The 23,254-nt window shown below is 43.4% G+C and carries 16 protein-coding genes; 7 read left to right on the top strand and 9 right to left on the bottom strand.

Going from position 1 to position 23,254, the window contains the following annotated elements; translation table 11 throughout:
• Window positions 1-62: 62 nt before the first annotated feature.
• The 4 genes from KI743_RS02315 to KI743_RS02300 form a co-directional block, all read right to left on the bottom strand.
• Window positions 63-1,718 (bottom strand): ABC-ATPase domain-containing protein, encoded by a 1,656-nt coding sequence (locus KI743_RS02315; RefSeq protein WP_285464659.1) that lies wholly within the window; start codon window positions 1,716-1,718, stop codon window positions 63-65.
• A gap of 163 nt (window positions 1,719-1,881) precedes the next feature.
• Entirely contained in the window at window positions 1,882-3,789 is a 1,908-nt protein-coding gene (locus tag KI743_RS02310) for a GGDEF and EAL domain-containing protein (protein WP_285464656.1), read from the bottom strand.
• Between the two features lie 188 nt (window positions 3,790-3,977).
• Window positions 3,978-5,177, bottom strand: coding sequence for an enoyl-ACP reductase FabV (gene fabV / locus KI743_RS02305; protein WP_285464655.1), 1,200 nt, complete (start codon window positions 5,175-5,177; stop codon window positions 3,978-3,980).
• A gap of 81 nt (window positions 5,178-5,258) precedes the next feature.
• Window positions 5,259-5,864, bottom strand: a complete 606-nt coding sequence (locus tag KI743_RS02300; RefSeq protein ID WP_285464654.1) for an arylesterase — start codon at window positions 5,862-5,864, stop codon at window positions 5,259-5,261.
• On the opposite strand from KI743_RS02300, the gene KI743_RS02295 reads away from it, so the two are divergent.
• The 3 genes from KI743_RS02295 to KI743_RS02285 all read left to right on the top strand — a co-directional run bounded on the left by KI743_RS02295 (window position 5,863) and on the right by KI743_RS02285 (window position 11,059).
• Window positions 5,863-6,537 (top strand): ABC transporter ATP-binding protein, encoded by a 675-nt coding sequence (locus KI743_RS02295; protein ID WP_150869600.1) that lies wholly within the window; start codon window positions 5,863-5,865, stop codon window positions 6,535-6,537. The genes KI743_RS02300 and KI743_RS02295 overlap by 2 nt on opposite strands.
• A gap of 1 nt (window position 6,538) precedes the next feature.
• A complete protein-coding gene (locus KI743_RS02290; RefSeq protein ID WP_285464653.1) occupies window positions 6,539-8,974 on the top strand; it encodes an ABC transporter permease in 2,436 nt (811 codons plus the stop codon).
• Between the two features lie 624 nt (window positions 8,975-9,598).
• Complete coding sequence (locus tag KI743_RS02285; RefSeq protein ID WP_285464651.1) at window positions 9,599-11,059, top strand: FAD-dependent oxidoreductase; 1,461 nt, start codon at window positions 9,599-9,601, stop codon at window positions 11,057-11,059.
• Window positions 11,060-11,175: 116 nt separating this feature from the next.
• Here the strand turns inward: KI743_RS02285 and KI743_RS02280 are convergent, their stop codons facing one another.
• From KI743_RS02280 to KI743_RS02270, 3 genes are read right to left on the bottom strand one after another with little or no spacing between them, the layout of a single operon-like run.
• The gene (locus KI743_RS02280; protein WP_285464649.1) at window positions 11,176-12,114 is read right to left on the bottom strand and encodes a biotin-dependent carboxyltransferase family protein; all 939 of its coding nucleotides are present in this window, start codon (window positions 12,112-12,114) and stop codon (window positions 11,176-11,178) included.
• On the bottom strand, window positions 12,107-12,880 hold the full coding sequence (locus KI743_RS02275; RefSeq protein WP_285464647.1) for an allophanate hydrolase subunit 1: 774 nt from the start codon (window positions 12,878-12,880) through the stop codon (window positions 12,107-12,109). Before KI743_RS02275 ends, KI743_RS02280 begins: the two co-directional genes overlap by 8 nt.
• A gap of 44 nt (window positions 12,881-12,924) precedes the next feature.
• Window positions 12,925-13,668, bottom strand: a complete 744-nt coding sequence (locus KI743_RS02270; RefSeq protein ID WP_285464645.1) for a 5-oxoprolinase subunit PxpA — start codon at window positions 13,666-13,668, stop codon at window positions 12,925-12,927.
• Between the two features lie 287 nt (window positions 13,669-13,955).
• Here KI743_RS02270 and galE point away from each other — a divergent pair, with 287 nt between their 5' ends.
• Entirely contained in the window at window positions 13,956-14,969 is a 1,014-nt protein-coding gene (galE, locus tag KI743_RS02265) for a UDP-glucose 4-epimerase GalE (protein ID WP_150896407.1), read from the top strand.
• Window positions 14,970-15,305: 336 nt separating this feature from the next.
• Here galE and KI743_RS02260 read toward each other — a convergent pair whose 3' ends face one another.
• A complete protein-coding gene (locus KI743_RS02260) occupies window positions 15,306-17,441 on the bottom strand; it encodes a TonB-dependent hemoglobin/transferrin/lactoferrin family receptor (protein ID WP_285464643.1) in 2,136 nt (711 codons plus the stop codon).
• A 237-nt stretch (window positions 17,442-17,678) separates the two neighbouring features.
• Here KI743_RS02260 and KI743_RS02255 point away from each other — a divergent pair, with 237 nt between their 5' ends.
• A complete protein-coding gene (locus tag KI743_RS02255; protein ID WP_285464642.1) occupies window positions 17,679-18,566 on the top strand; it encodes a LysR family transcriptional regulator in 888 nt (295 codons plus the stop codon).
• 38 nt (window positions 18,567-18,604) lie between these two features.
• On the opposite strand, the gene KI743_RS02250 is transcribed toward KI743_RS02255, so the two are convergent.
• A complete protein-coding gene (locus tag KI743_RS02250) occupies window positions 18,605-21,289 on the bottom strand; it encodes a bifunctional acetate--CoA ligase family protein/GNAT family N-acetyltransferase (RefSeq protein ID WP_285464641.1) in 2,685 nt (894 codons plus the stop codon).
• Window positions 21,290-21,505: 216 nt separating this feature from the next.
• On the opposite strand from KI743_RS02250, the gene KI743_RS02245 reads away from it, so the two are divergent.
• Complete coding sequence (locus KI743_RS02245; RefSeq protein WP_285464640.1) at window positions 21,506-22,075, top strand: SPOR domain-containing protein; 570 nt, start codon at window positions 21,506-21,508, stop codon at window positions 22,073-22,075.
• Between the two features lie 174 nt (window positions 22,076-22,249).
• A complete protein-coding gene (locus KI743_RS02240) occupies window positions 22,250-23,245 on the top strand; it encodes a D-alanine--D-alanine ligase (protein WP_285464639.1) in 996 nt (331 codons plus the stop codon).
• Window positions 23,246-23,254: the final 9 nt, after the last annotated feature.

Raw genomic sequence — 23,254 nt, 5'->3', positions numbered from 1 at the left:
CGCACTATTTTTTATTGAGCTTAGTGATTAAAAATCACTGAATCGGTCTGCCAGTTAGCGAATTAATTAGATGGCTTGAACTGAGACTTACGCATACGGTTCAAAGCAGCCATGATATCGAGAGTTCTTGGCTTCGCTAGATCACCGTAGTTCGGCATGTTCGCGTGCCAGTCTTTATCCAGCATAGCGTTAAACTCTTTCGCTGGGTTGTTTGACCAACCTGGCAACTGTGCAAACTGGAACCATGCCCAACCAATCGCGTTAACTTCTGATGCAGACTCTAGTTGTTCAAGTGCTGATAAATCGGTGAACTCTTTACCAAAGCGCAGCGAATCTTTGCCTTTCGCGTTCACTCGGAATTTGCCATCAGACAGAATATTCATCAGGGATGCACGGTTTAGTGAGCGTGGTACGAACATTTCAAGTGCGGTTTCACACTCGTTGTGACGTTGGGTAGGGTGTTGCGCAATCACTTCTTTCGCTTTTTCAGTCACATTTACTGCTTGGTAGTCATGCATTTGGATAACCGTGTCTGCAACGTCCAGATAATCACCAGAACCACCCATAACAACAATGGTAGAAACGTTCATTTCATTACGCAGCTGACCAATACGATCAACAAGTGGCGTAATTGGCTCGTCACCTTTCGCAACTAACGCCTGCATACGCTCATCGCGGATCATAAAGTTGGTTGCAGAGGTATCTTCATCGATCAATAGCGTTTGTACGCCTGCTTCAATAGACTCTTGTAACCATGCTGCTTGAGATGTTGAACCAGAAGCATCTTGAGTCGTAAAGTCTGAAGTGTCTTTCTGCATCGGTAGGTGGTTGATGTAGTTCGATAGGTTCAAGCTATGAACACAACGACCATCTTCTGCACGAATCTTCATTGTATCTAGCGCGGTAACAATACCTTCACGACCATCGCCTGGAATGTGATTGTAGATAGAGCGCTCAACGGCATTAAGTAGTGTTGATTTACCGTGGAAGCCACCACCCACAATCAGAGTAATACCTTTAGGAATACCTAGGCCTTTTACTTCACCACGATTAGGTGTCTTTAGTGTCACAGACAGAGATTCAGGAGCCTCAAACGCGACAGCATCTTTCATTGGTAGGTCACAGTTACCTGCAATACGTGGCAAAACACTACCGTTGGAAACGAAAGCTGCTAGGTTATGTTCATCAAGCTGCGAGCGAAGTGCTTCTTGATCTTCGATGGTTTGGCAGTGTTCAATCAGCGCGTCAAAGTCTAGTTCACGTTCTAGTGTTGCACGGCGAATAAACTTAGGCAGATAGAACGTAATAATGTTGTTTGCTTTCTTCGCTAGAATACTGCGACCATCAGCTGGCAGGTTAATGCGGAAACGGATTTCGATACCGTGCTCAGTGAACAGTACCGCTGTGCTATCAAGGACCGTTTGACCAGTCAACGCGATCGAAATGCTTGATTCTTGCTTAGCAAATTCAGCAAAGCTACGCGCAATAAAGTCACGTGCGGCGATTTGATATACGTGTGATTTGTCTTTCAGCCACTCTAAACCCGTCAGCGACCAAGCGCGCGTAGCGCGAAAGCGAGAAGGGGACGCATACGGGTCACCTTGAATGTGATCGATGTGAAGTTCAAAGTCAGCAAAGTCGTATTGACCCTTGATTTGTTGATATGCACGGTAGTTTTGTTTTTCGAGCTTTTTGAGCTTTGCAGTCAACTGATCCATAACGAGAAATGCCTTAATTGGAGAAAGATACAAATAGAAAGGCGGCGATTATAAAAATCACCACCTATAGAGTAAAGGGAAAGTCGGAGTAAATTGCAAAGTATCGGTAATTTACGTCACTAATCTTCCCATGTGAGCGTGGATTGGTGAGTAAATGATCCAATTAGGCGTATCGACTGCTGTTTGGGTAGTTTTGGTCAGCTAAGTTATGCTCGAACTCTTGGCATGTCATTGGCCTACCGTAGAGATATCCCTGTCCGATATCGCAACCTTCTTGAATGATGAACTGCTCTTGTTCTTCGTTCTCTATACCTTCAATCGCTACTTGGAGGTCGAGCTTTTTGGCAATTTGAACAATAGAGCGAACGATTTCAGTATCGTCTTCTGAGTTATGCATTTGGTCGATAAAGCTTTTATCTACTTTGATAGCATCAAATGGGAACTTCTTGAGATATCCAAAGGATGCGTAGCCGGTACCAAAGTCATCAAGTGACAATGTCACACCTAGGTCATGCAATGATTCTAATGTATTCTTAGCAATAACCTCATCGGCAATTAAACCACTCTCAGTCACTTCTAGCTCAAGGAATCGAGCAGGTAGGTGATAGGTTTCAAGCAGGTGGACGATTTGCTCATAGAACTGAACGTTCTTTAATTGTACCGCCGAAACATTTATCGCCATCTTAAAGTCGTCAACATACTCAGACCACTCTTTGGCTTTTTCTATGGCCGAGCGAAGCACAAAGTTTCCGACTTCAAAGATCAACCCGTTTTGCTCTGCCATATGAATAAGGGTTTCATTGGAAATATCACCAAGAACAGGGTGACGCCAGCGAAGAAGTGCTTCAGCTCCAACCCACTTATGTGTCATTGGTGACACTTTCGGTTGGAAGAAGAGCATAAGGTCGTCATTGCGCACCGCTTGAAGCAGATAACCCTCAATCTTATTAAGGTGGATTTGATCGTCGTTGTACGCTTGCGAATAAAAGCAGTACTTTTGTCCTGAGTCTTTACAGGCCAACATGGCTGCAGAGGCCTTTTTGACGGCTGTTTCAGCGTTGTCTTCACTCTCGGTGATAGATAAGCCGATAAACGCGTGTAGATGAATTTTGTCTCTGCCTATGGAAAACTCGGAGTGCCCAACTTGAACCAGTTGTTCGCAAAGTGTGTCTAGATGCGAATGTAACCCTTCTGTCGTGTATGCGAGGGCTAAGTCCACCGAGGTGGGCCTTCCTGTCAGAACTTCGATACCTTCAATCGTCGATAGCTTGCGTCGATACTCGACTAACACATCATCGAAAGCTTGATAGCCATAACGAGCTTGAATTCGTCTACCGTTGGTAAACCCTATATGTACAACAGCAAAAGGTTGGTTGTTTAACTTGAGCTCATTGGACATACGCAGGTTTAATCGAGATTCGAATGCATTACGGTTAAGAAAGCCTGTGCCTAGGTCGTGATTCTTTTGGTAATTGATCTTCTGCTCTGCGGCTTTGCGTTTGTCGATCTCAAGGTTAAGTGAGTAGTTGAGGCTGGCCAGATCTTGGGTTCGCGTATGGACTCTAGATTTTAGCTCTTTATTCAACTTAGAGAGTTTGGCATTTTGATAGAGCGTCTGGAGCTGCGACTCGATGGATAGTTTAAAGCTCTCAAGTAGCTGGATGTAAGTTGGTGTGTAGTGGTTCTCTTTGCTATCGAGAATACAGATGGTACCGAACACCTCGCCATTGGGCCAAAGCAGAGGGATACCACAATACGAGATCATCCCCAGTTCGACATCAGGATTATTTTTCCATGCAGGATCTTTAGTCGCATCCGGAACAACCAAACGCCTGTTCGACTTCATTACCGTCTCGCAGTAAAGACCGTGCCCTAACTCTTCAGAGTCTCCAACTTTGTATGGATTGCCATTGGACTTACTGGTTGAAAAAACTTCAATTGAGGAGGGGTGTACTCGCATGATTAGCGCTGCGGGTACGTGCGTTATGTTCGCCAGTAAGTCTACGATGTTTTGCCATCCGACCTTCATGTCACTGGGAATATCTAAATCGAGCGTTTTGATCTTTTTCATAAGACTCCATGTCATTGTCACCAGACGAACCACTTCCTGTGGTCTCGTCTCCCTGTCGATGTTATATGCACCTAGAGATGTAATGAAACTGTTAATTTGAGTATAGGTAGGTTACATAAAAAAGCCTCAGCAATTTGCTAGAGGCTTTCAAAACTGAATCTAAGTCTCATACCTGAGAAACAAAGACATTATGGCTTGAGATTTACAAAATCTTCTGTTTTTAAAGGCTGAGTGTAATCAATTCCTGAGTACTCAAAACCGTTGAGTTGCATGAACTCTTGTTTGAAACCTGCGTAATCACCAATTTGGGCAAAGTTGGTTTCGTTCATTGCTTGAAGAAGCTCTGAAACATGAGATTGAGTTTCTGGCTCTAACTCCCAGTCATCCATTCGAATCAAACGCTCACCATCGAGTGGAACCTTATCTTGACCATAGAGCTTAGTGCTGAATAGGCGTTGCATTTGCTGGATACACGTCTCATGCGTGCCTTTCTCTTTCATTACCTGATAAAGCGCCAGTAGATAAGGACTTAAACCCGGGATGAAGACACTTGCTTTGGTGACTAGTGCTTTACAAACAGTCGCGTATGCGCCCCCGCTAAAGTTCGCCATTTCGAGGTTAAGCGCATGGCTCGCTTGATGAAGGTCGATCTTCGCACGACCTAAAGTGCCATCAAGGTAAATAGGGTGTGTTACTTCTGGGCCCACATAAGAGAAGGCGATGGTTTTACATCCTTCTGCAATGGATTCGGAGTTAATCAGTTCATCGACCCATTGGCTCCAATCTTCACCACCCATGACTTTGAGCGTGCTTTCAGCTTCTTCTTCCGTCGCAGCTTCCAGTGTGGTGGTGTTCCAGCTGTCATCTTCAAGAGAAATTGTGTTTCCTGTGACGCTTTGGCCGATTGGCTTAATAGCAGAGCGCCAGAACTCGTCAGTATTAGCTTTAGGGCGTACACCAGCAGCAAGGCTGTAGATGATTAAATCAACTTCGCCTTCGAAGTACGTTTCAATGGCTTCAACGACTTGTGAGCGAGTTTCTTTGGAGAATGCATCGCCAACGATGTTTATCGCTTTGCGACCTTCACGTTTGGCTTCCTGCTTAAAATAGATATTGTTGTACCAGCCGGCGCTGCCTAAGGATTTCTCATTAGGACCACGTTCAAAAGATACACCGATCGTGTCGGCCTGCGATCCGCCAAAGGTGAGAGCGATTCTGGCGGCAAGGCCGAAGCCTGAAGATGCCCCAATAATCAATACACGCTTAGGTCCATTTTTGATCTGCGGGGCACTTTTTACGAATTCAATTTGTTGTTTGACTGCTTGTTGGCAGCCAAGAGGGTGCGCATTTTTGGCAACGACACCCTTTATAACGGGTTTTATTATCATAAATAACCTTACACTTAACGCTGTTATGAACTCACGTTAACGTAAAGCTATGTAAAAAAGATTGAGCTAGACCATTAAAAGCTAAAGATACTGGTATAATTTCTCGGCAACAAAGTCCGCAATCCAAGGTTGTGCTTCAGGTTTAGGGTGCAGTCCGTCGTTCATCATCCATTCAGGCTTCAGAATGATATGCTCTAGGAAGAACGGTAGTAGAGGCACTTTTTGCTGATCAGATAACGAGGTAAATACGTACTCAAACTGTTCGTTGTAACGCTTGCCATAATTTGGCGGAATACGTATCTGCATCATGACAGGCTCTGCACCAGAAGCTCGAATCTGTTCGATGATCTTTACAAGGTTTTGTTCGATCACCTTAGGTGGAAAGCCGCGAAGACCGTCGTTGGCACCCAGTTCGATGAGCACTGTGTCTGGAGTGTGTTCAGTCAATAATTGCGGTAAACGAGACAAGCCATTACCTGTGGTATCACCAGAAATACTGCCATTAATAACAGTGACTTCTTTATCGTATTCAGATAGAGCGTCAGGGAGTAAGGTAGGCCAGCTCTGTTTGATGTCCATGTTGTAGCCAGCACTTAAACTGTCACCAAGTACTAAGATTGTTTGGTTCTGCGCAAGTGTTGCTGTGGAAAAAAGTATAAAAATCAAAAAGGAAATTAGTCGAGTCATGCATACATCCATAATAAAAGCTGAATCTGTTTCGAAGACAGTGTCTACTAATCAAGAACAATTGACAATCTTAGAGAAGGTTGACATCGATATTGTTGAAGGAGAAACCGTCGCTATTGTTGGTACGTCTGGCGCGGGTAAATCGACTTTAATGACACTGCTTGCGGGGCTCGATGTTCCTAGTTCTGGTGAAATCCACCTTCTTAACAAACCTCTTTCTCAACTTGACGATGAGCAACGCGCTCAAATTCGCAGTGAATCGGTTGGATTTGTTTTCCAAAGCTTTCTACTGATTCCGAGCTTGTCTGCTCTACAGAACGTTACTTTGCCATGCTTACTAAAAGGCGAAGAAGAAGATATTCAACGTGCGACTGAGCTTTTAGAGTCTGTTGGGCTTAAAGACCGTGTCGATCATCTGCCATCACAGCTTTCTGGTGGTGAGCAACAACGCGTGGCACTTGCTCGCGCCTTTATGATTAAACCTAAAATTTTGTTTGCTGATGAGCCAACAGGGAACCTAGACCAACAGACAGCGGCAAAGATTGTGGAGCTACTGTTTGAGCTTAACGCTTCTCACGGCACAACCTTAGTTCTGGTGACTCACGACCCTAAACTTGCACAACGCTGCCAGCGCACCCTAAAAATGCACCTTGGTCAAATTACGGAGGTGTAGGGTGAGTCATTCAAAAGGACTGAACAAACGACTTTTTAGTTGGAGCATTGAAGAGATACGTCATGGCCAATTGTGGCCTGTTTCTATTGCTCTGACTTTAATCATCGCGTGCGTCTTCGCTCTGTCTGCATTAGCCGAACGAATGGAACAGGTTATCGTAAAACAGGGGAAAGATGCACTGACCGCTGACAGTGTATTTATTTCTGCAAACCCACTTCCTGAACCACTTCTTGAGTTGGTCGCGGACAAAAACCTCGACAAGAGTGAACTCACTCGCTTCTCTACGATGGCTTTCAGTGATAATGGCATGCAGCTGGTCACGGTAAAAGCGGTCGAGAGTAACTACCCATTGCGCGGTGAGATGCTTCTGGAAAGCGCAGATGCGCAGCAAACCAACGTTAAGCCAGGTGAATTGTGGCTTGATGAACGAATTTTCTCTCAGCTAGAAGTTAATATCGGTGACAATGTCACAATTGGCGATGCCGACTTGACGATTACAGGGCGTATTACTCAAGAGCCGGGATTGAGCTTTAATCCTTTCCAACAAATGCCCGCTGTGCTTATTCATAATAGTGATATCGACGCAACGGGTGCGATTCAACCAGGCAGTCGTGTCAGTTTCCGTTTGTTCTTAAATGGTGAGGATAGTGATCTTCAAGCGATTCAAGACTCTGTCGAACTCACACCAAGTGACCGCTGGCGTAATCAAGACAGCGCGAGTCGCACCAATGAAATGTTCGACAAAACGACTCAATACCTATCTTTGACTGTTGCGATTGTTGTTATCATGGCGGCAACCACATTGGTTCTCACTTGTCAGCACTACGTAGCAAGCCGACAAAAGACAATTGCTATGCTTAAGAGCTTAGGGGCAAGTAAACAGTGGGTTATCCATTGGCTATCGATTCAAGTTTTGATGTTGATGGTTATTGGTGTTGTCTTTGGTATTGCGATTGGTATCGGACTCGAGTTTTTGCTGCGTATACCTTTGGGAGACTTGCTTCCAAATCCATTACCAAGCTACGGCTATCAACCAATATTGCTGTCTGTGCTAACCAGCGTACTCATTGGTGTTCCGGCTTTGGGTATTCCTCTACTAGGGCTAGTCAATACATCTGCTATTAGTGTTATTCAATCTAGTCACCAGGGTCAGAATAGCAATAAGCGTTATCTATTGTTGTTAGTACCAGTTGTACCAATGCTGCTAATGTATGGCAATAACCTATTAGTTTGGATTGTACTGGGCGGTATCGTCGCGCTGTTTGCGGTGCTTGCACTGGTAAGCATTCTAGTTTTGAGACTGATTGGTAAACTCCGTGTTTCGACTGCTATGCGCTTAGCGATAAGCCGCATCAATCGCACGCCTGTTGCAACGGGTATTCAGTTTGGCGCTCTCTCGTTATCTTTGATGCTGCTCTCTATCATCTGGCTAGTGCGCAGTGATTTGCTTTCTGATTGGCAACAGACGCTCCCTGAGAACGCTCCAAACGCGTTTGCGCTTAATATCGCAGATTATGAGAAAGAGGCTTATCTCGAAGCGATTGATGCAAACAACGTAGAGCGTACACAAGCTTTTCCGATAATCCGTGGTCGTCTAACGACGATTAATGGCGTTGAAGCGGGTGAGTACAGTGAAAACGCGGGAGACACTGATGCGCTAAGCCGCGAAATCAACTTTACTTGGGGCGAATCTCTCCCTGAATACAACGAAGTGGTTGCTGGGCAATGGACTTCGGAGAGTGGTGTTTCTGTTGAATCGGAGGTAGCTGATCAACTAGGTCTTAAAATTGGTGACGAGCTTTCATTTACGATTAACAGTCAACGTTTTGATGCCAAGGTAAATACTATCCGTGAAGTAGAGTGGCGTGAAATGAAGCCAAATTTCTACTTTATCTTTACACCGGACGTCCTGAGTTCAATCCCATCGACTTGGTTAGTAAGCTTTAGATTGCAAGAACAACACGATGAAATGTTGAGTCAGCTCTCTCGTAATCATCCAACAGTTAGCTTGATGGATATTCGTAAGATGGGAAGCAAGATCCAAGAGTTGCTCAAGCAGATCGTATGGTCGATCACTGTATTAGCGGGCCTTGGCGTTGTAGCAGGATTGCTTCTGATCTTCACGTTACTGCGTTTGAGCTTATCTCAGCGTCAACAAGAGATTCGCTTGTACCGAACGTTAGGTGCTAGCAAAAGTCGCATTCTTAACACGATTTGGTGTGAATACGGCATCATGGCACTTGTCGCTGGCAGTATTGCGGCACTGGGTGCTGAGTTAAGCGTGGCGAGTTTAATGACCTTTGGCTTTGAATTACCCGTGACGTTGCATCCTGTTCTATGGATTGTGTTACCAGTGATTACCTTTATTACATTAGCTGCGGTGGTCAATAGTCTGATTAAGCGACTTCTTGCGCCTATGAAGAAGGACTTTAACTAGCTCTACAGTTCTTTTGGTTCGAATTCTCGTTCTGTTCAAAGGGACTACGGCATTCGATACCTATAAATAATTGGTTTCGAAGTGATCTTTGGTATTGAAGCTAACGTTATGGGTAAGCCAAAACAAAAAAGAGTGCGTTCAAACGTTTTCGGTTGTGCGCACTTTTGTTGTTTTTGGAACGGTCATTAGTAAGGTTACCCACAGGGCAAAGTAAAGAGGGGATAAATTACCCGAGTAGAGGGCTGTTTATACCTGTTCATAGGCTGTAATAATAAATTCATCTTTGCAGTTATTTCTCTTTAGTCCCTGTAAACAAAGGGTTTGCGCAACAGAATTGCATCTTATCAACAGTTATCCACAAAATCGGTGGATAACTTTAGGGATAAGTTAATTAAGATGTCACATGAGTTATCTTCGAGCCTTTGTGCTGCCGTACTTAGGCCAGTTTTGGCGTGTTTTATCTTGCTCTTTTTTTCATTCACACATATTGAGTCAAGCAATAAATTTTGTTTTTTTAGTTTGACTTCTGATGATGACAAACTAAGACCTTGATAAAAATGTGATTTAATTCACCGTCAATCCTACGTAGAATACAAAGTAGTTAATTTTAGGCTTTAGAGTCCAATGAACCAGAACAAAATGGATAAAAAACAACCGTCTATAGCTATAGTAGGTGGTGGTATTGCAGGTGCAACCAGTGCAATTCATTTCAGCGAGCTTGGATATGAGGTTACCTTGTTGGAGAAAGGGCCAAGCTTGGTGAATGGGCCTCCGATTTGTCATCTGCACGCTGGTGGAAATTTATATCGTGATATTTCTCAAGATCAATGTCTTCAACTTCTCGCTCAATCTATCGATACTGTTCGTCTATTTCCCCACACGCTCAATATTCGCCCAACTGTTATTGCGGTACCTCATAGTGACGGTGGTCAGCCTGAAGAGTTGTTACCACGCTTGAAAGTCATTAAGTCTGCGTATCAAGCTTTAGTTGAAGAGGATGTCAGCAATCAAGTTCTCGGCAACCCTGACGAGTACTACAAGCTGTATAACAAAGAAGAGTTAGTCGTTTTATCAACTAAAAAACAACCGAAAAATCCAAGTACATTGGATGAGTGGTGTATTCCATTCGCAAAGCATACTGATCTAGATACGCTGAAGTACCCAGTAGCTATGGTTCAGGAATATGGATTGAGCGTGTTCCGCTTATCAGCAATGGCTCAGTTGTCTTTAGAAAAGCAGAACAATTGCAATATTCTCACCAACAGCAGATTAATATCGGTCACTCAGATAAAAGATGAGTGGGAGCTATGCTATTCAGATCAACAGGGGAATAAGCAAAAGTTTACTGCTCAGTATCTGATTAATGCGAGTGGATTTGAAACTGGTGTTGTCGATGATTATGTTGGCTCCAAACAAGAACGTCTTGTCGAATTTAAGGCTGCGTATGTAACGGATTGGGCTGACTGTCGTGAACACAATGAAGAGTGGCCTGAAGTGATATTCCACGGGCCACGAGGCACACCGCAAGGCATGGCGCAATTAACGCCTTATGCTGATGGTGTATTTCAGTTACACGGCATGACAGAAGGTATTACGCTATTTGAAGGTGGGCTGGTTTCTTCCTCTGCAGAATCTTCTCAACCTCAACTTCCCCAGAAGTTATTGAAGAAGATTGTATCGGGGTGGACGGAAGAACAGTTAGAGCAACGAACACAAGCCGCGATATCACATATGGCTCAATTTATCCCTAGCTTCAAATCGGCGAAGGTTGGTGGAAAGCCTCTGTTTGGAGCTCAACAGATCCCTGGTACCGACCCAAGTTTGCGCGCTTCTGATGTCTCTTTCTGCGGTGAGAAATACGCAAGACTAGAGGTTGTAAAAGCATCCTCAACTCTGGAAGCGGCTCAGAAGATCAATAGCCGTTGGTTTGAAGGCGAAGCGCAGCAAACAACCATTGAAGGCGCACATCCAGTGACAATGTCACTTAATATTGATGACGTTGAGGCAAAAGCGGTTACTCTTACTCAAGATCGAGGCTATCCTGCAGCCCTAGCGATTGTTACTGGTGAGAATCGATTAATTTAGGCTCGCTGACGTTTGTCGATAAGTCATAGAAATAGAAAGGGGGGACGCTTACTTGAGCGTCCCCCTTTGTTTTATAGTGAATTGAACTAACACAGGGCTTTATATAGTGTGGTGACTTAATATCCAAAGAACCTAGCCCATTGGCACCAAACATCTTGTAGCCCTGAGCGGTCACCTTCAACAAATGTGACCTGTTGTCCTGGCTTTGCTTGAGCCAGTCTTGGTAAATCGATGCGTGCAACGCAACCTAGTTTTGGATAACCACCAATTGTCTGCCTATCGTTGAGAAGAATAATAGGCTGCCCATCTTTTGGTATTTGAATCGCACCTAAAGCAATGCCTTCAGACAGCATAGTTATAGCCGGTGATTCAACAGGCTCACCATTTAATCGGTAACCCATACGATTGGAGTTTTGGCTGACCGTGAAAGAGGTGTTGTAGAACGTTGACTTTGCATTCTCTGAGAACAGGTTTGATTGGTACCCTTCAATAACTCGTAGTTTGAGGGGGAGGTTGTAATCTGGTGTGTAACGGAACGTCACACTGAGAGGTTTAAAATCCGCTGGGATAGGGTGTTTTTCAAAATGAATCTGTTGATTTTCTTGGCAAGCTTGCCCATCTTGAGTTGGTCCTCCAACTTTCTCGCGCATTACGGTCGAAGCACTGGTTAGGCTTATAGGTGCTTCAAAACCACCTCTTACAGCTAAGTAGGCTCTAAGCCCATTTGTCGGTAATCCAAACGAAAGCACTTGTCCTTTACGAGCTATAAAGGTCGACCAATTCGCTATTGGAACGCCGTCGAGCTTAGCCTGTAGATCTCCACCCGTGATGGCCAATAGACACTCTTGATTCACTTCAACTGCACATTGTCCTAAGGTAATTTCGAGTGCTGGGCAGTTAATTGGGTTTTGGAGCAAGTGGTTTGCCCAACTGTACGCGTAATCATCAACGGGTCCACCCTGTGTAAGCCCGAGATGTGAAAGACCATAACGTCCAAAGTCTTGAATTAGCGAGAGCGGCCCAGGTTTTAATATTGTTATGGAAGCTTTAGTCATTCAAGCATCCTCCAAGATCAAGAAAATCCTGTCTACTAATCGCTTCAAACTTCACTTGGTCGCCTACGTTAAAAAAGGATGCCTCATTCAAATGTTCTACGGAAACTTTGCTATTGAACAGTTGTAAAGGAGAGCGACCAATAAGATTCCAACCACCTGGGGATTGATCTGGGTAGACCGCCGTCTTACTATCGGCGATTCCAACACTGCCTTTCGGAACTGAGAGACGCGGCGTTTCGTGTCTTGGCATAGAAAGTTCTGGTGCGACGTCGGAAAGAAAAGCAAACCCGGGCATAAAGCCGACGGCACTGACTTGATAGATGGTATTGGTATGAAGTTCAACAAGTTGATCTAGTGATATCCCTTGTTGCTCAAAGCGAGCGAGATCGAGCGCGGTTTCTTTGCTGTAGTAGGTGGGTATGGTCAATATTGCTTTTGATTGGTCGCTCGAAAGACTAGATATATCAATATCTGAAATCAGCTGTTTGAGTCGACCAATAAACTCCAACTCTTGAACCCTGTATGGGAGATAGTCTACAAGAATGGTGCTATAGGCAGGTGTAACGTTCATTAAGTATGGCGTGAATGCTTGCCTTATACGCTGAGCGACAGCGGCGATAAAGATAGGAGTGTCTATCGCGGTTGGGTCAATGAGATTTTGTTGTGATTTTGTTAGTGATCGCGTTTCGCCATTAAGATCAAGCGTGATCATTATGCTGCACTCAGCAATGGGTTCGATCGCTACATTAAATGTTGGTTTCTTCATAAGCCTCCGTATTCACTGAAGAAGGGTAAAGAGATTTATTGGTGCTATCTAATTGCATTGATGTCTTGGCTGATTCGTTTAATCAAAGCGATGGATTGAGGGTTATCACCATGGACGCATATTGTGTCAGCTTCAATTTCAAGTCGCTCACCTTCTATAGTGGTTACTGAGCCGTAGTTTACTATCTGCATGACTTGGTTATAAATATCATCTTGGTGTGTGTAAACTGAACCAGACAAGGAGCGCGGGGCTAGCTGTCCATTATTGAGATAGGCACGATCCGCAAAGGCTTCTAGTAAAAGCGGAAGGTCGTAATTATCTGCAATATCGAGGAATTTCTGATTGTTGGCGGTAGAGAGAATCATAAGTGGGATTCCAAAACCTGAAACGGCCTCTGAAACCGCATTGAAGATTTGTGTATTCGCCATCATGTCGTTGTACAGAGCGCCGTGGGGCTTTACGTAATGCAGTTTACTTCCATGATGTTGGCAAAGGGCTTTTAACGCCCCGACTTGATAACAGACTAATTCAGTGATCTCTTTCATCGAGTGAGGAATAGAGCGACGGCCAAAACCTACCAAATCCTGATAACCGGGGTGGGCACCCACCTTAGTATTGTAATGGTTCGCAAGTTTAATGGTTTTTGACATGACGTGTGGATCTGAAGCGTGGAAGCCACACGCTACATTGGCCATATCTACCCATTCCATGACGGCTTGATCGTCACCCATTGTCCAACTGCCATAGCTTTCGCCCATGTCGCAGTTCAGTAGTACTTTTGTTGTCACAGACAGACTATCCTTAATTTTTGGTGCACTTAGACGTTCCACTAAATCGCTGATTTAAACAGTGATCATATTCAAATTTCTATTAACGTAACGTGTCTACATTAATTTAGAAATAATCTCTAATTCCTTAAATGCTCTTGATGGAAAGAGCAAATATTAGCAAGGGAGTTGCTTTCTATGCTCTAAACTTAACCATACAAGCATTGGCTTTAGTTTTACCTACATCTTATGGATAACTTGTTGTAACATAAGGCCAATATCACATACATATAAAAACAGGGCTTAAAATGAACGTTTTAGTAACCGGCGGTATGGGCTACATCGGCAGCCATACAAGTATTCAGATGATCAAAGCAGGGATGACGCCATTCATCTTTGATAATTTATATAATAGTAAGCCAAGCGTTCTTGAACGTATCGAAAAAGTTTCTGGTGTTAAACCAGTTTTTGTTGAAGGCGACATTCGCGATAAAGCTCTGTTAATCGACACACTTAAGCAGAATAACATTGAAGCCGTTATTCACTTTGCGGGCCTTAAAGCTGTTGGCGAATCAGTAGAGAAGCCACTTGAATACTATGACAACAATGTAAACGGAACGCTGGTGCTCGTAGATGCGATGCGCGAAGCGAATGTAAAAACACTAGTCTTCAGTTCTTCAGCGACAGTATACGGCGACCCTGCTAGTGTGCCTATTACCGAAGATTTCCCAACAAGTGCAACGAACCCTTATGGCCGCAGTAAGCTAATGGTTGAAGAGTGTTTAACAGATTTCCAAAAGGCCAACCCTGATTGGAGCATTACTTTATTGCGTTACTTTAACCCTGTGGGTTCACACCCAAGCGGTGAATTGGGTGAAGACCCTCAAGGGATTCCAAATAATCTAATGCCATTTGTTTCTCAAGTTGCTGTGGGCCGTCGTGAATTTCTATCTGTTTTTGGCAGTGATTACCCAACAAAAGACGGCACTGGCGTACGTGATTACATCCACGTGATGGACCTTTCTGATGGTCACATCGCTGCATTAGAAAAAGTGGGCAAAAAGGATGGTCTTCACATTTATAACTTAGGAACAGGTAACGGTTCTAGTGTTCTAGAAATGGTAAAAGCGTTTGAAGAGGCAAGTGGCAAGGAAGTTCCATATAAACTTGTTGAACGTCGCCCAGGTGACATTGCTGAGTGCTGGGCTGACCCTGCTAAAGCTGAGCAAGAACTGGAATGGAAAGCGACACGTACGCTATCTGAAATGACAGCAGACACGTGGCGTTGGCAGTCTAATAATCCTAACGGTTTTCCTGGTTAATTTAATAAAATCAGGTCGATTTATTTGCCAAAAAGGTGCCTTAGGGCGCCTTTTTTGATCTGAATCGGAATAAAAGTAAATTTGTGGTTAAAAAGTATCTTTACGCATTCATTGTGTTACTATACGCGCAAAATATATCTTTAATGTTAATTTTGTTTGGAGTTAATCATGGAATTAGGCCTAATCGTTACTTTCATCATCGCTGCAGCTGTTATGGTTAAGAAAGAAATGGCAGAAAAGTAATTTCACTTTCCCTTTTTATTACAATTTTAAGTGAAATATAGAAAAGCCAGCAGATATGCTGGCTTTTTTGTACTTTAAGCTTGGTAAAGCTTATTAGAATTCGTAGTTTGCAGAGATACCCCAGTTTCGACCTGGTTGAGATTTGAAGTCTTTGCTGAACTGTGAATCATGAGCGCTTCCAGATAGATCGCTGTATAACCAGTACTTCTTATCAAGAGCATTAAACAAACCGGCACGAAGAGTTAAGTCCGTGATTGGACGGTAGTATGCCGTTACGTCAACAAGAGTGTAGCCAGCTGCATCTCTGTTATCTTCGCTATGCCACTCGTCTTTTGCTGCAACCATTTTCACGTTTAACGCTGTACCGAAAGTTTCTCTTTCAAGTCCTAAACCAACTGTACCTGTTAGTGGTGCTACAGAATCAATTGATTTACCTGTCGTTTTATCTTCTCCGTCTGCATAAGCAACAGCTAGGCGAGTATAAGTTCCGAATGGTGCGTCGATTAAGCTATCTAAGTTGATGGTAGAAGATAGCTCAGCACCGTAGATTGTCACTTCGTCTAAGTTCTCTTTAGTGAGGACATCTTTACCACCTTGTTCACCGGTCTTAGTCTGGTTAATGAAGTCAGTGTAGTCAGTGTAGAAAGTAGATAGTTCAAAGCGAGCATGCTCGTTTTTACCACGAAGACCTAACTCGTAAGAAAGACTCTTCTCAGCTTTCAGATTCGGGTTAGCTTCGATAATTGCGCCTTGATCGTAGAAATAGTACAAGTCGTAAACTGTCGGAGCTTTGAAACCTTGACCAATCTGACCAAATACAGCCAAATTGTCATTGATGTGATAAACAGAGCCTAGTTTAGCTGTAAATGCATCATTTTCGTTCTTGTCATATTCAGTTGTAAAGCCTTCATCCGTTGATGGGTCTGCAACGAAAGAGTCATAACGTAAACCAGCAGTTAGAATTAAACGATCTTCCATAAGGAATGCTTGGTCTTGAACAAAGGCACCCCATTGAGTGATTTTCGCGTCTGGTATACCTGTGCTACCTGGAGTGACAGTACCTTGGTCGAATTTATAGTCGGTATTTTTCAGTTCGAAATCATTTTTTAGGTAACTAAAGCCGTAAGTCAATTCATGATCAGAACCGTTGATGTTAACTAACTTAGACAGTTGTGTATCAAACTGCATAGTTACGTCTGAAGCATCACGTTCGCGCATACGTCTACCATTAAAAGGCGTGGTATCGTAGTTTTTACTTAATGAGCTAGAATCTTGGTAGCTTACTGACCAGTCTAGAGAATCGGCAATCGAAGTATTGATCTCAACCTGCTGCTCTACAGTTGCGCGGAATCTTTTGTTGGTATCTTCGTTGAAGTTATCGGTGTATGTGAACCCTGGCATGATTGTATAGCCATTGTAGTTGAGTTCATCTTCATCATATTGGCGGTTGTAATTCTCAATAGTCACGCCGAGTCTATTGGACTCAGAAATATTATAGAATGCTTTGCCTAGGAAGTTACTTAGCTCAGTATCTGCTGGGTTAGCTGCACCGCGGTCTGGGCCTTCAATGTCAGATCCTGAAGAGTGTGTTTGCGTTTCGCTACCTTGCGCATATGTCGCCATTAGTAAGGTTTCTAGCTTACCTTTACGCATCGCCCAAGATAAAGTGTTTTTGAATTGTTCGTCAGCAGATGTGTAACTAGATTTAATTCCGAAGCGATGCTCATCACCGTCAGTACGCAACATGTCTTCAGGATTCTTCGTTCGAAGCATTACAGCACCGCCGATTGCATCAGAACCATAAAGGGTAGAAGCTGGGCCTTTATTTACTTCAATAACTTGTAACGTATCAATTTCGATAGCATTTGAATACTTTCTCTGCTCAGTCGCGCCTGGGTTGTATGGTGTAGGCTGTTGCACACCATCGACCATCATCTTAACTCGGTCGCCCTCAACACCACGGATGTTAAAGCCTGAAATACCGAATCGACCACTACCATTTGCATCTACGCCAGGTGTGTATTGAAGAGCTTGTTTTACGTCTGAAGACATCTGATTATCAATATCTTTTGATGAAACAGTTTCAATAGAGCTAGAAACGTCTTCTTTGTTTTGTTCGGTACGAGTTGCAGAAACAACGACTTCATCAAAAAGTGAGTATTCTTCAGCATGAAGAGCGGGGGATACAGCTAAAATAATGGAAGCTGACAATAGTGACTTTTTATACATTTATTTGAAACCTTAAATCCATAATAGGTTGCTTGGGCGTATGCCATCCTATTGGATCTAAATGAGAATTACTATTGTTATCATTGTTATTTGTGTCAATTAAAGTATTTACACAGTAAATGTGAAGATATAAAATTCCTTTTAAAACATGTAATTAGATGTGTTATTGAATTTATCAATAGTTCAGTTTGATTTTAAATTTTGTGATGTAAATCACTCAGTGTGAAGAGGTGTAATTTGCAGAGTCCAATCACTTTAGAGGCATTACACATTTTAGATGCAATCAGCCGTCGTGGTAGTTTTGCCGCTGCCGCTAACGAGCTTGATAGGGCACCTTCGTCTTTAAGCTATCAAATTCAAAAGCTTGAACAAGATTTAGATATCATGATCTTTGACCGTTCTGGCCACCGAGCTAACTTTACGGAAGCGGGGCAGCTGATTTTAGAGCAAGGTAGAATCATCTTAGGTGCGACAGAAAGGTTGGTTAATGAAGCTAGTATCTTAGCTAATGGTTGGGAGCTCGACCTGACTATTGCATTTGACGGTATTCTACCGGTATCGAACTTTTTCCCACTCATTGATGAACTGGGTAAGATCAGCAAGACCCGCGTGAAACTGCAAGAGGAGATTCTGGCAGGATGTTGGGAGTCTTTGATAGATGATCGAGCAGATTTGTTGATTTGCCCTAAGATGGAAGCGGTACCTAATGACATGAAAAGTGAAGTCATTGGTAAACTCGAGATGATGTGGGTAGCGTCGACCGATCACTACGTACACAAGCGTGCTGGTGAGTTCGACCAGCAGGCTAGAGAAAGTTACAGGGTAATAGCGATTGCTGATACCGCTCGTGACAAACCTGCCATCAGCGTAAATATCCTTGAGCGCCAACCTAGAATGACGGTAACCAACTTTGCTGCAAAGGTAGAAGCGGTTACCTCGGGCTTAGGGATAGGGACATTACCGACAGTTGTTGCTCAACCTCTGATTGAGAGTGGTGCAATTAAACAAATTGCCGGCACGGAGAAGCAAAGTATTGATATTGTCATCGCATGGCGCCGTAACAAGATGGGGGATGCCAAGTCTTGGTGCATTCAACATTTGAAAAAGACTTGGCCTATTAAGTGATCACGTTGAGAGTCACGTTATGCGACTCTCAATATCTACTATGGCTGAAGGGGTAACACCATATCAGCCGTCCCATCTTCAAAGCTGATGTCTAGTTTGAATCCCATCTTCTGCGCAAGCATCAGCATGCCGCGGTTAGTTGGCATCGTCATTCCAGAGATCTGCTTGGTCTGTTTCGACTGGCAATAATCGATAATCTTCTTCATCAACACTTTGCCTAAGCCGACACCTTTTAAGTCTGACCGTATCAGTATCGCAAACTCGGCGTCGGTGTTTTCTGGATTGATTAATGCTCGAGAAACGCCGATGATTGATGGTTGACCTTGTTCTTCTTTGAGAACGACAAAAGCAATCTCTCTATCAAAATCGATTTGAGTGAGGTTAGCCAGAGCTTCATGATTAAACTCTCCCACATCACTGAAGAAACGTTTATAGAGGTCTTCCTTTGATACTCTACTTATGAAGTCAGCGTGTATTGGCTCATCTTCCGGTAGGATTGGTCTGAGAAGAGCCGTCGAACCATCTTTTAACGTAATAGTTTCTTCAAGTTCTACAGGGTAAGGGCGAATCGCTAACCTTTCCTGCGCATCACCTTCATAACGCTCTAGCGTGATATCTGCATCAAGAATGGTAAATTTATCCCCATTTGCTAGTACTGGATGAATATCCAGCTCCTTTATTTCAGGGCAATCGACCACCATTTGTGATATTCGAACTAAGAGCTCAGATAACCCTTCAATATCGATAGGGTTAGGGAGTTTCTGCAAACGAATCTTTTCGCTCTTAATGGCGCGGATAATCAAATAGCGAGCAAGCGTCATGTTGAGTGGTGGAAAAGCTGCTGCCGCGTCTAACGATTCATCCCACTCAGAACCACCTTGCCCTAATAGAATGATTGGCCCAAATGTTTCATCAGTTGTTACTTTAATCCTAAGCTCTTGGCCACCCGCAAGCTTTGCCATACCTTGGATCAGTAATCCGTGGACGTTTGCGGTTGGGTAGGAGAGCTGAGTACGATCGAGAATAGCTTGTGCGGCATTAGCTACTTCACTGCTATTTCTAAGGTTCAGCATTACACCTTGGACATCTGATTTGTGCGGGATGTCTGGTGAGCGAAGTTTAACAGCGACTGGATAGCCAATTGTTTCTGCAATATGTACCGCTTCACTCGGGTCAGATGCGATCCACGTCGGCAATACATCCAAATTGAAGTGTTTAAAATATTGGCTATTTTGGTGGGTATCAAGAACTACTGTTTTTTTATCCAGTAGTTGCGTATTTATCCAATTTTTCGCATCAGCGAGATCATCAATGTGAACTTTTTCTGCAGTTGTTGGGGTTTCCATTAACTGTCTTTGGTTACGCCTGTATTCGACCAAGTGCATGAAAGCGACAATTGAGCTCTCGGGAGTGCGATAGGTTGGGATTCCTGCGTCGGTAAAGAGCTTTCTTGCAGGCTTGGCTGTGAGTTCACCAGACCAATTTGTCAATATATTGAAGTGCTTATGTCTTGGGTGTCGTTTGATAGCTTCAATGACCTTTTCAGCAGTCCGCGCTGAATGCGCAATAGCAGAAGGGCTATGCATTATCAAAATAGCATCAGCTTCATCACCATCGAGGAGTGTATTGATAGTGTCAATGTAACGCTGTTCACCAGCATCACCCACTATGTCAATTGGATTGCTGTGAGACCAACTGTCAGGCAATCTTTGATTGAGTTTTTGATACGTATTTTCTGACAGTTCGGCAAGTTTACCGCCTCGTTCAAACAGGGTATCAACGGCCATTATTGCAGGACCTCCACCGTTGGTAACGATGGCAAGGCGTTCACCTCTGAGTGGTACAGAGTGTGTTAATGTTTCTACTGCGGCGAACAACTCGTGCATGTTCTTTACACGCAACATACCGCTACGTCGAATCGCTGAATCATAAATGATATCGAGAGTATCGGTGCCACGAGTGTGAGCCATTGCTGCTGCACGACCACGTTCAGTTCTACCGCCTTTTAATACTAGGATTCTTCGGTTACGTGAAGCTGCTCGCGCGGCTGAAATAAAGCGGCGCGCATCTTTAATTGTATCTATATAGAGAAGGATGGCCTCTGTATGAGAATCTGTACTGAGATAATCAAGTAACTCGGAGAAATCGATTTCGCTGCCGTTACCAATAGAAATAAAGGCGGAAAAGCCGATTTCCTTGTCGTTTGCCCAATCTAAAATTGTGGTGCACACCGCTGCGGATTGTGAAACGAAAGCAATCTTTCCAGGGAGAGCCGATACTGGGGAAAACGAAGCATTGAGGTTTATCCAAGGGAGTATAATCCCCAAGCTGTTAGGCCCTAACACTCGAATGTTATTCTCTTTAGCAATATTCAAACACTCGGACTCAATCGTTACGCCGTCGGGTGTGATTTGGTGCATATCAGACGAAAGAACGATCACCGAACGAATTCCTTTGTCTGCGATGTCTTTGAAAAGCTGAATATTGCGTGATGCGTGTGTACAGAGAATAGCTAAATCTGGTGTAATCGGGAGTTGTGACACATTTTTATAGGAAAGAACACCAGCGACCGAATCGTATTTGGGAGTGACTGGCATTACTGCACCTTTAAAGTCTCCATGGAGTAGGTTGTTCATTACTATGTAGCCGGCTCTAGACTCTCGTTTTGATGCTCCAATGACAGCAATTGAACGAGGTTTCAGTAACGAGTCGAGTGGGTTCATAATACTTCCTTCAGATAAACACACCATCATCCTAGCGTACTTTTCCTAACCAGGTTGATGGGAATTTCACCGAAATTAGATCATGTATGCGATATGCGATTAAGTTTGTGAAATAGGTCACCCGTAAATTGTGTATAATATTAAAGTTAACTTGATTCTATACCGAGCTATCGGCATGATTTATAGTAGTTATTTATTAAGGACGTTGAGCTTTCCATGAAAAAAATTGCAATTGCGACTCTGCCACTTCTGTTGGCTGCGTGTGTATCTGAGAACTACATTACGGATGTGACTTCAGAAAGTTATCAAGAAGAGTACAAAACTGCGCAAGTTGAAGCTCCGGTCGTATCAAAATCAGACCAAATGGGCTCAGGCGTTAGCGAAGAAAACGTAACTGTTAACGTTGTTAAAACTGAACCTGTTAAACAAGAAGTTACTCAGACAACAACTGTAAAACCAGTGGCTACAGTAAAAGGTCCTTCCAAGAAGCAGCAAATGAACCAACGTTTTGGTTACACCGTTCAAGTTGTTGCTGTAGGCAGCCAAAACAAAGTGGACTCTTTTGTAAATCAATTGCCAACAACGTCTCAACCAGTTTGGGAAAACTACAAAGTTGTTAATGGTACCAAATGGTTCACGGTACTTTACGGTGACTACGCGACTAAAGCTGAAGCTAAGCAAGCTATCGCAACGCTTCCAAAGACTTTCCAAAACTTGAAGCCATTTGTTAAAAGCATCGACGAGATCAAGAACTCAGCATATCCAACACTGAATAAGCTGAACTAATCATTTTAAGAGGGAGCCAATGGCTCCTTCTTTTTCTTTTATCGTTGTATTCGTGCAATAGTTAGACGCTTAAGCTTGATATCAACACTTTCACCTTCAAAATACTGAAACTCGCTCTCTATTTGTTTATCATTGAACGAAAGTAAACCGAGTTCTCAAGGACCGAATTAAACAATGAACACCACAAATATTCTTCTACTATGCGGCGGCGGCTCATCAGAGCATGAAGTATCGTTAGTATCAGCTGGCTATCTTTTCGAACAACTCAATAGCATTGAAGATTTCAATGTTGTACGTGTCGAAATCAAAAGTGAAGGGTGGTGTCTTGATTCGGGTGAGTTGGTCTACCTAGATATCAATAACCAAATGCTTTGTGGCGATAAAGATCAAATGAAGATCGATTTTATTGCACCTTGTATTCACGGCTTCCCTGGTGAAACTGGTGATATCCAATCTCTGTTTGAGATGGCGAAGATACCGTATTTAGGCTGTGGTTCAGAAGCAAGCAATAATAGCTTCAATAAAATCACGTCTAAGTTATGGTATGACGCTTTAGGTATTCCTAACACGCCATATCTTTTCCTTTCAGATAATAACGAACAAAGCCACACAGCTGCGAAAGAAGCGTTCGAAAAGTGGGGCAAAGTGTTTGTTAAAGCGGCAAGACAAGGCTCTTCGGTGGGTTGTTACCAAGTGACCGAAAGCGAGCAGCTTGAGGAAGCCGTAAACAAAGCATTTACCTTCTCAGATCAAGTATTAGTTGAGAAAGCAGTTGTACCTCGTGAACTAGAAGTTGCAGCTTATGAGATCGATGGTGAGCTACACATCAGTAAACCAGGTGAAGTCATTGCTCCTAACGGTGCGTTTTACACATATGAAGAGAAATATGGTGCCGATAGTCACTCAACGACGGAAGTTGAAGCGACGAACTTAACTGAAGAGCAGTTGAAGCAGATTGATAACGATGCTCGAAAAGTATTCACTCAGATGAAGCTTCGTCACTTGTCTCGAATCGATTTCTTCCTAACAGAAGATAATGAGATATACCTAAATGAGGTGAATACCTTCCCTGGAATGACTCCTATTTCAATGTTCCCGAAAATGGTTGAGCATAATGGTCACACATTTAGTTCATTCCTTGAAAACTGTGTGCGCACGAGCCTGAAATAGAGCACTAAC

Origin of the sequence: Vibrio sp. D420a, from assembly GCF_030248625.1 — a bacterium.
GTDB lineage: Bacteria > Pseudomonadota > Gammaproteobacteria > Enterobacterales > Vibrionaceae > Vibrio > Vibrio fortis_A.
Note: the sequence above shows the minus strand (reverse complement) of the source record. Positions and strands in the feature narration are given on the sequence as shown.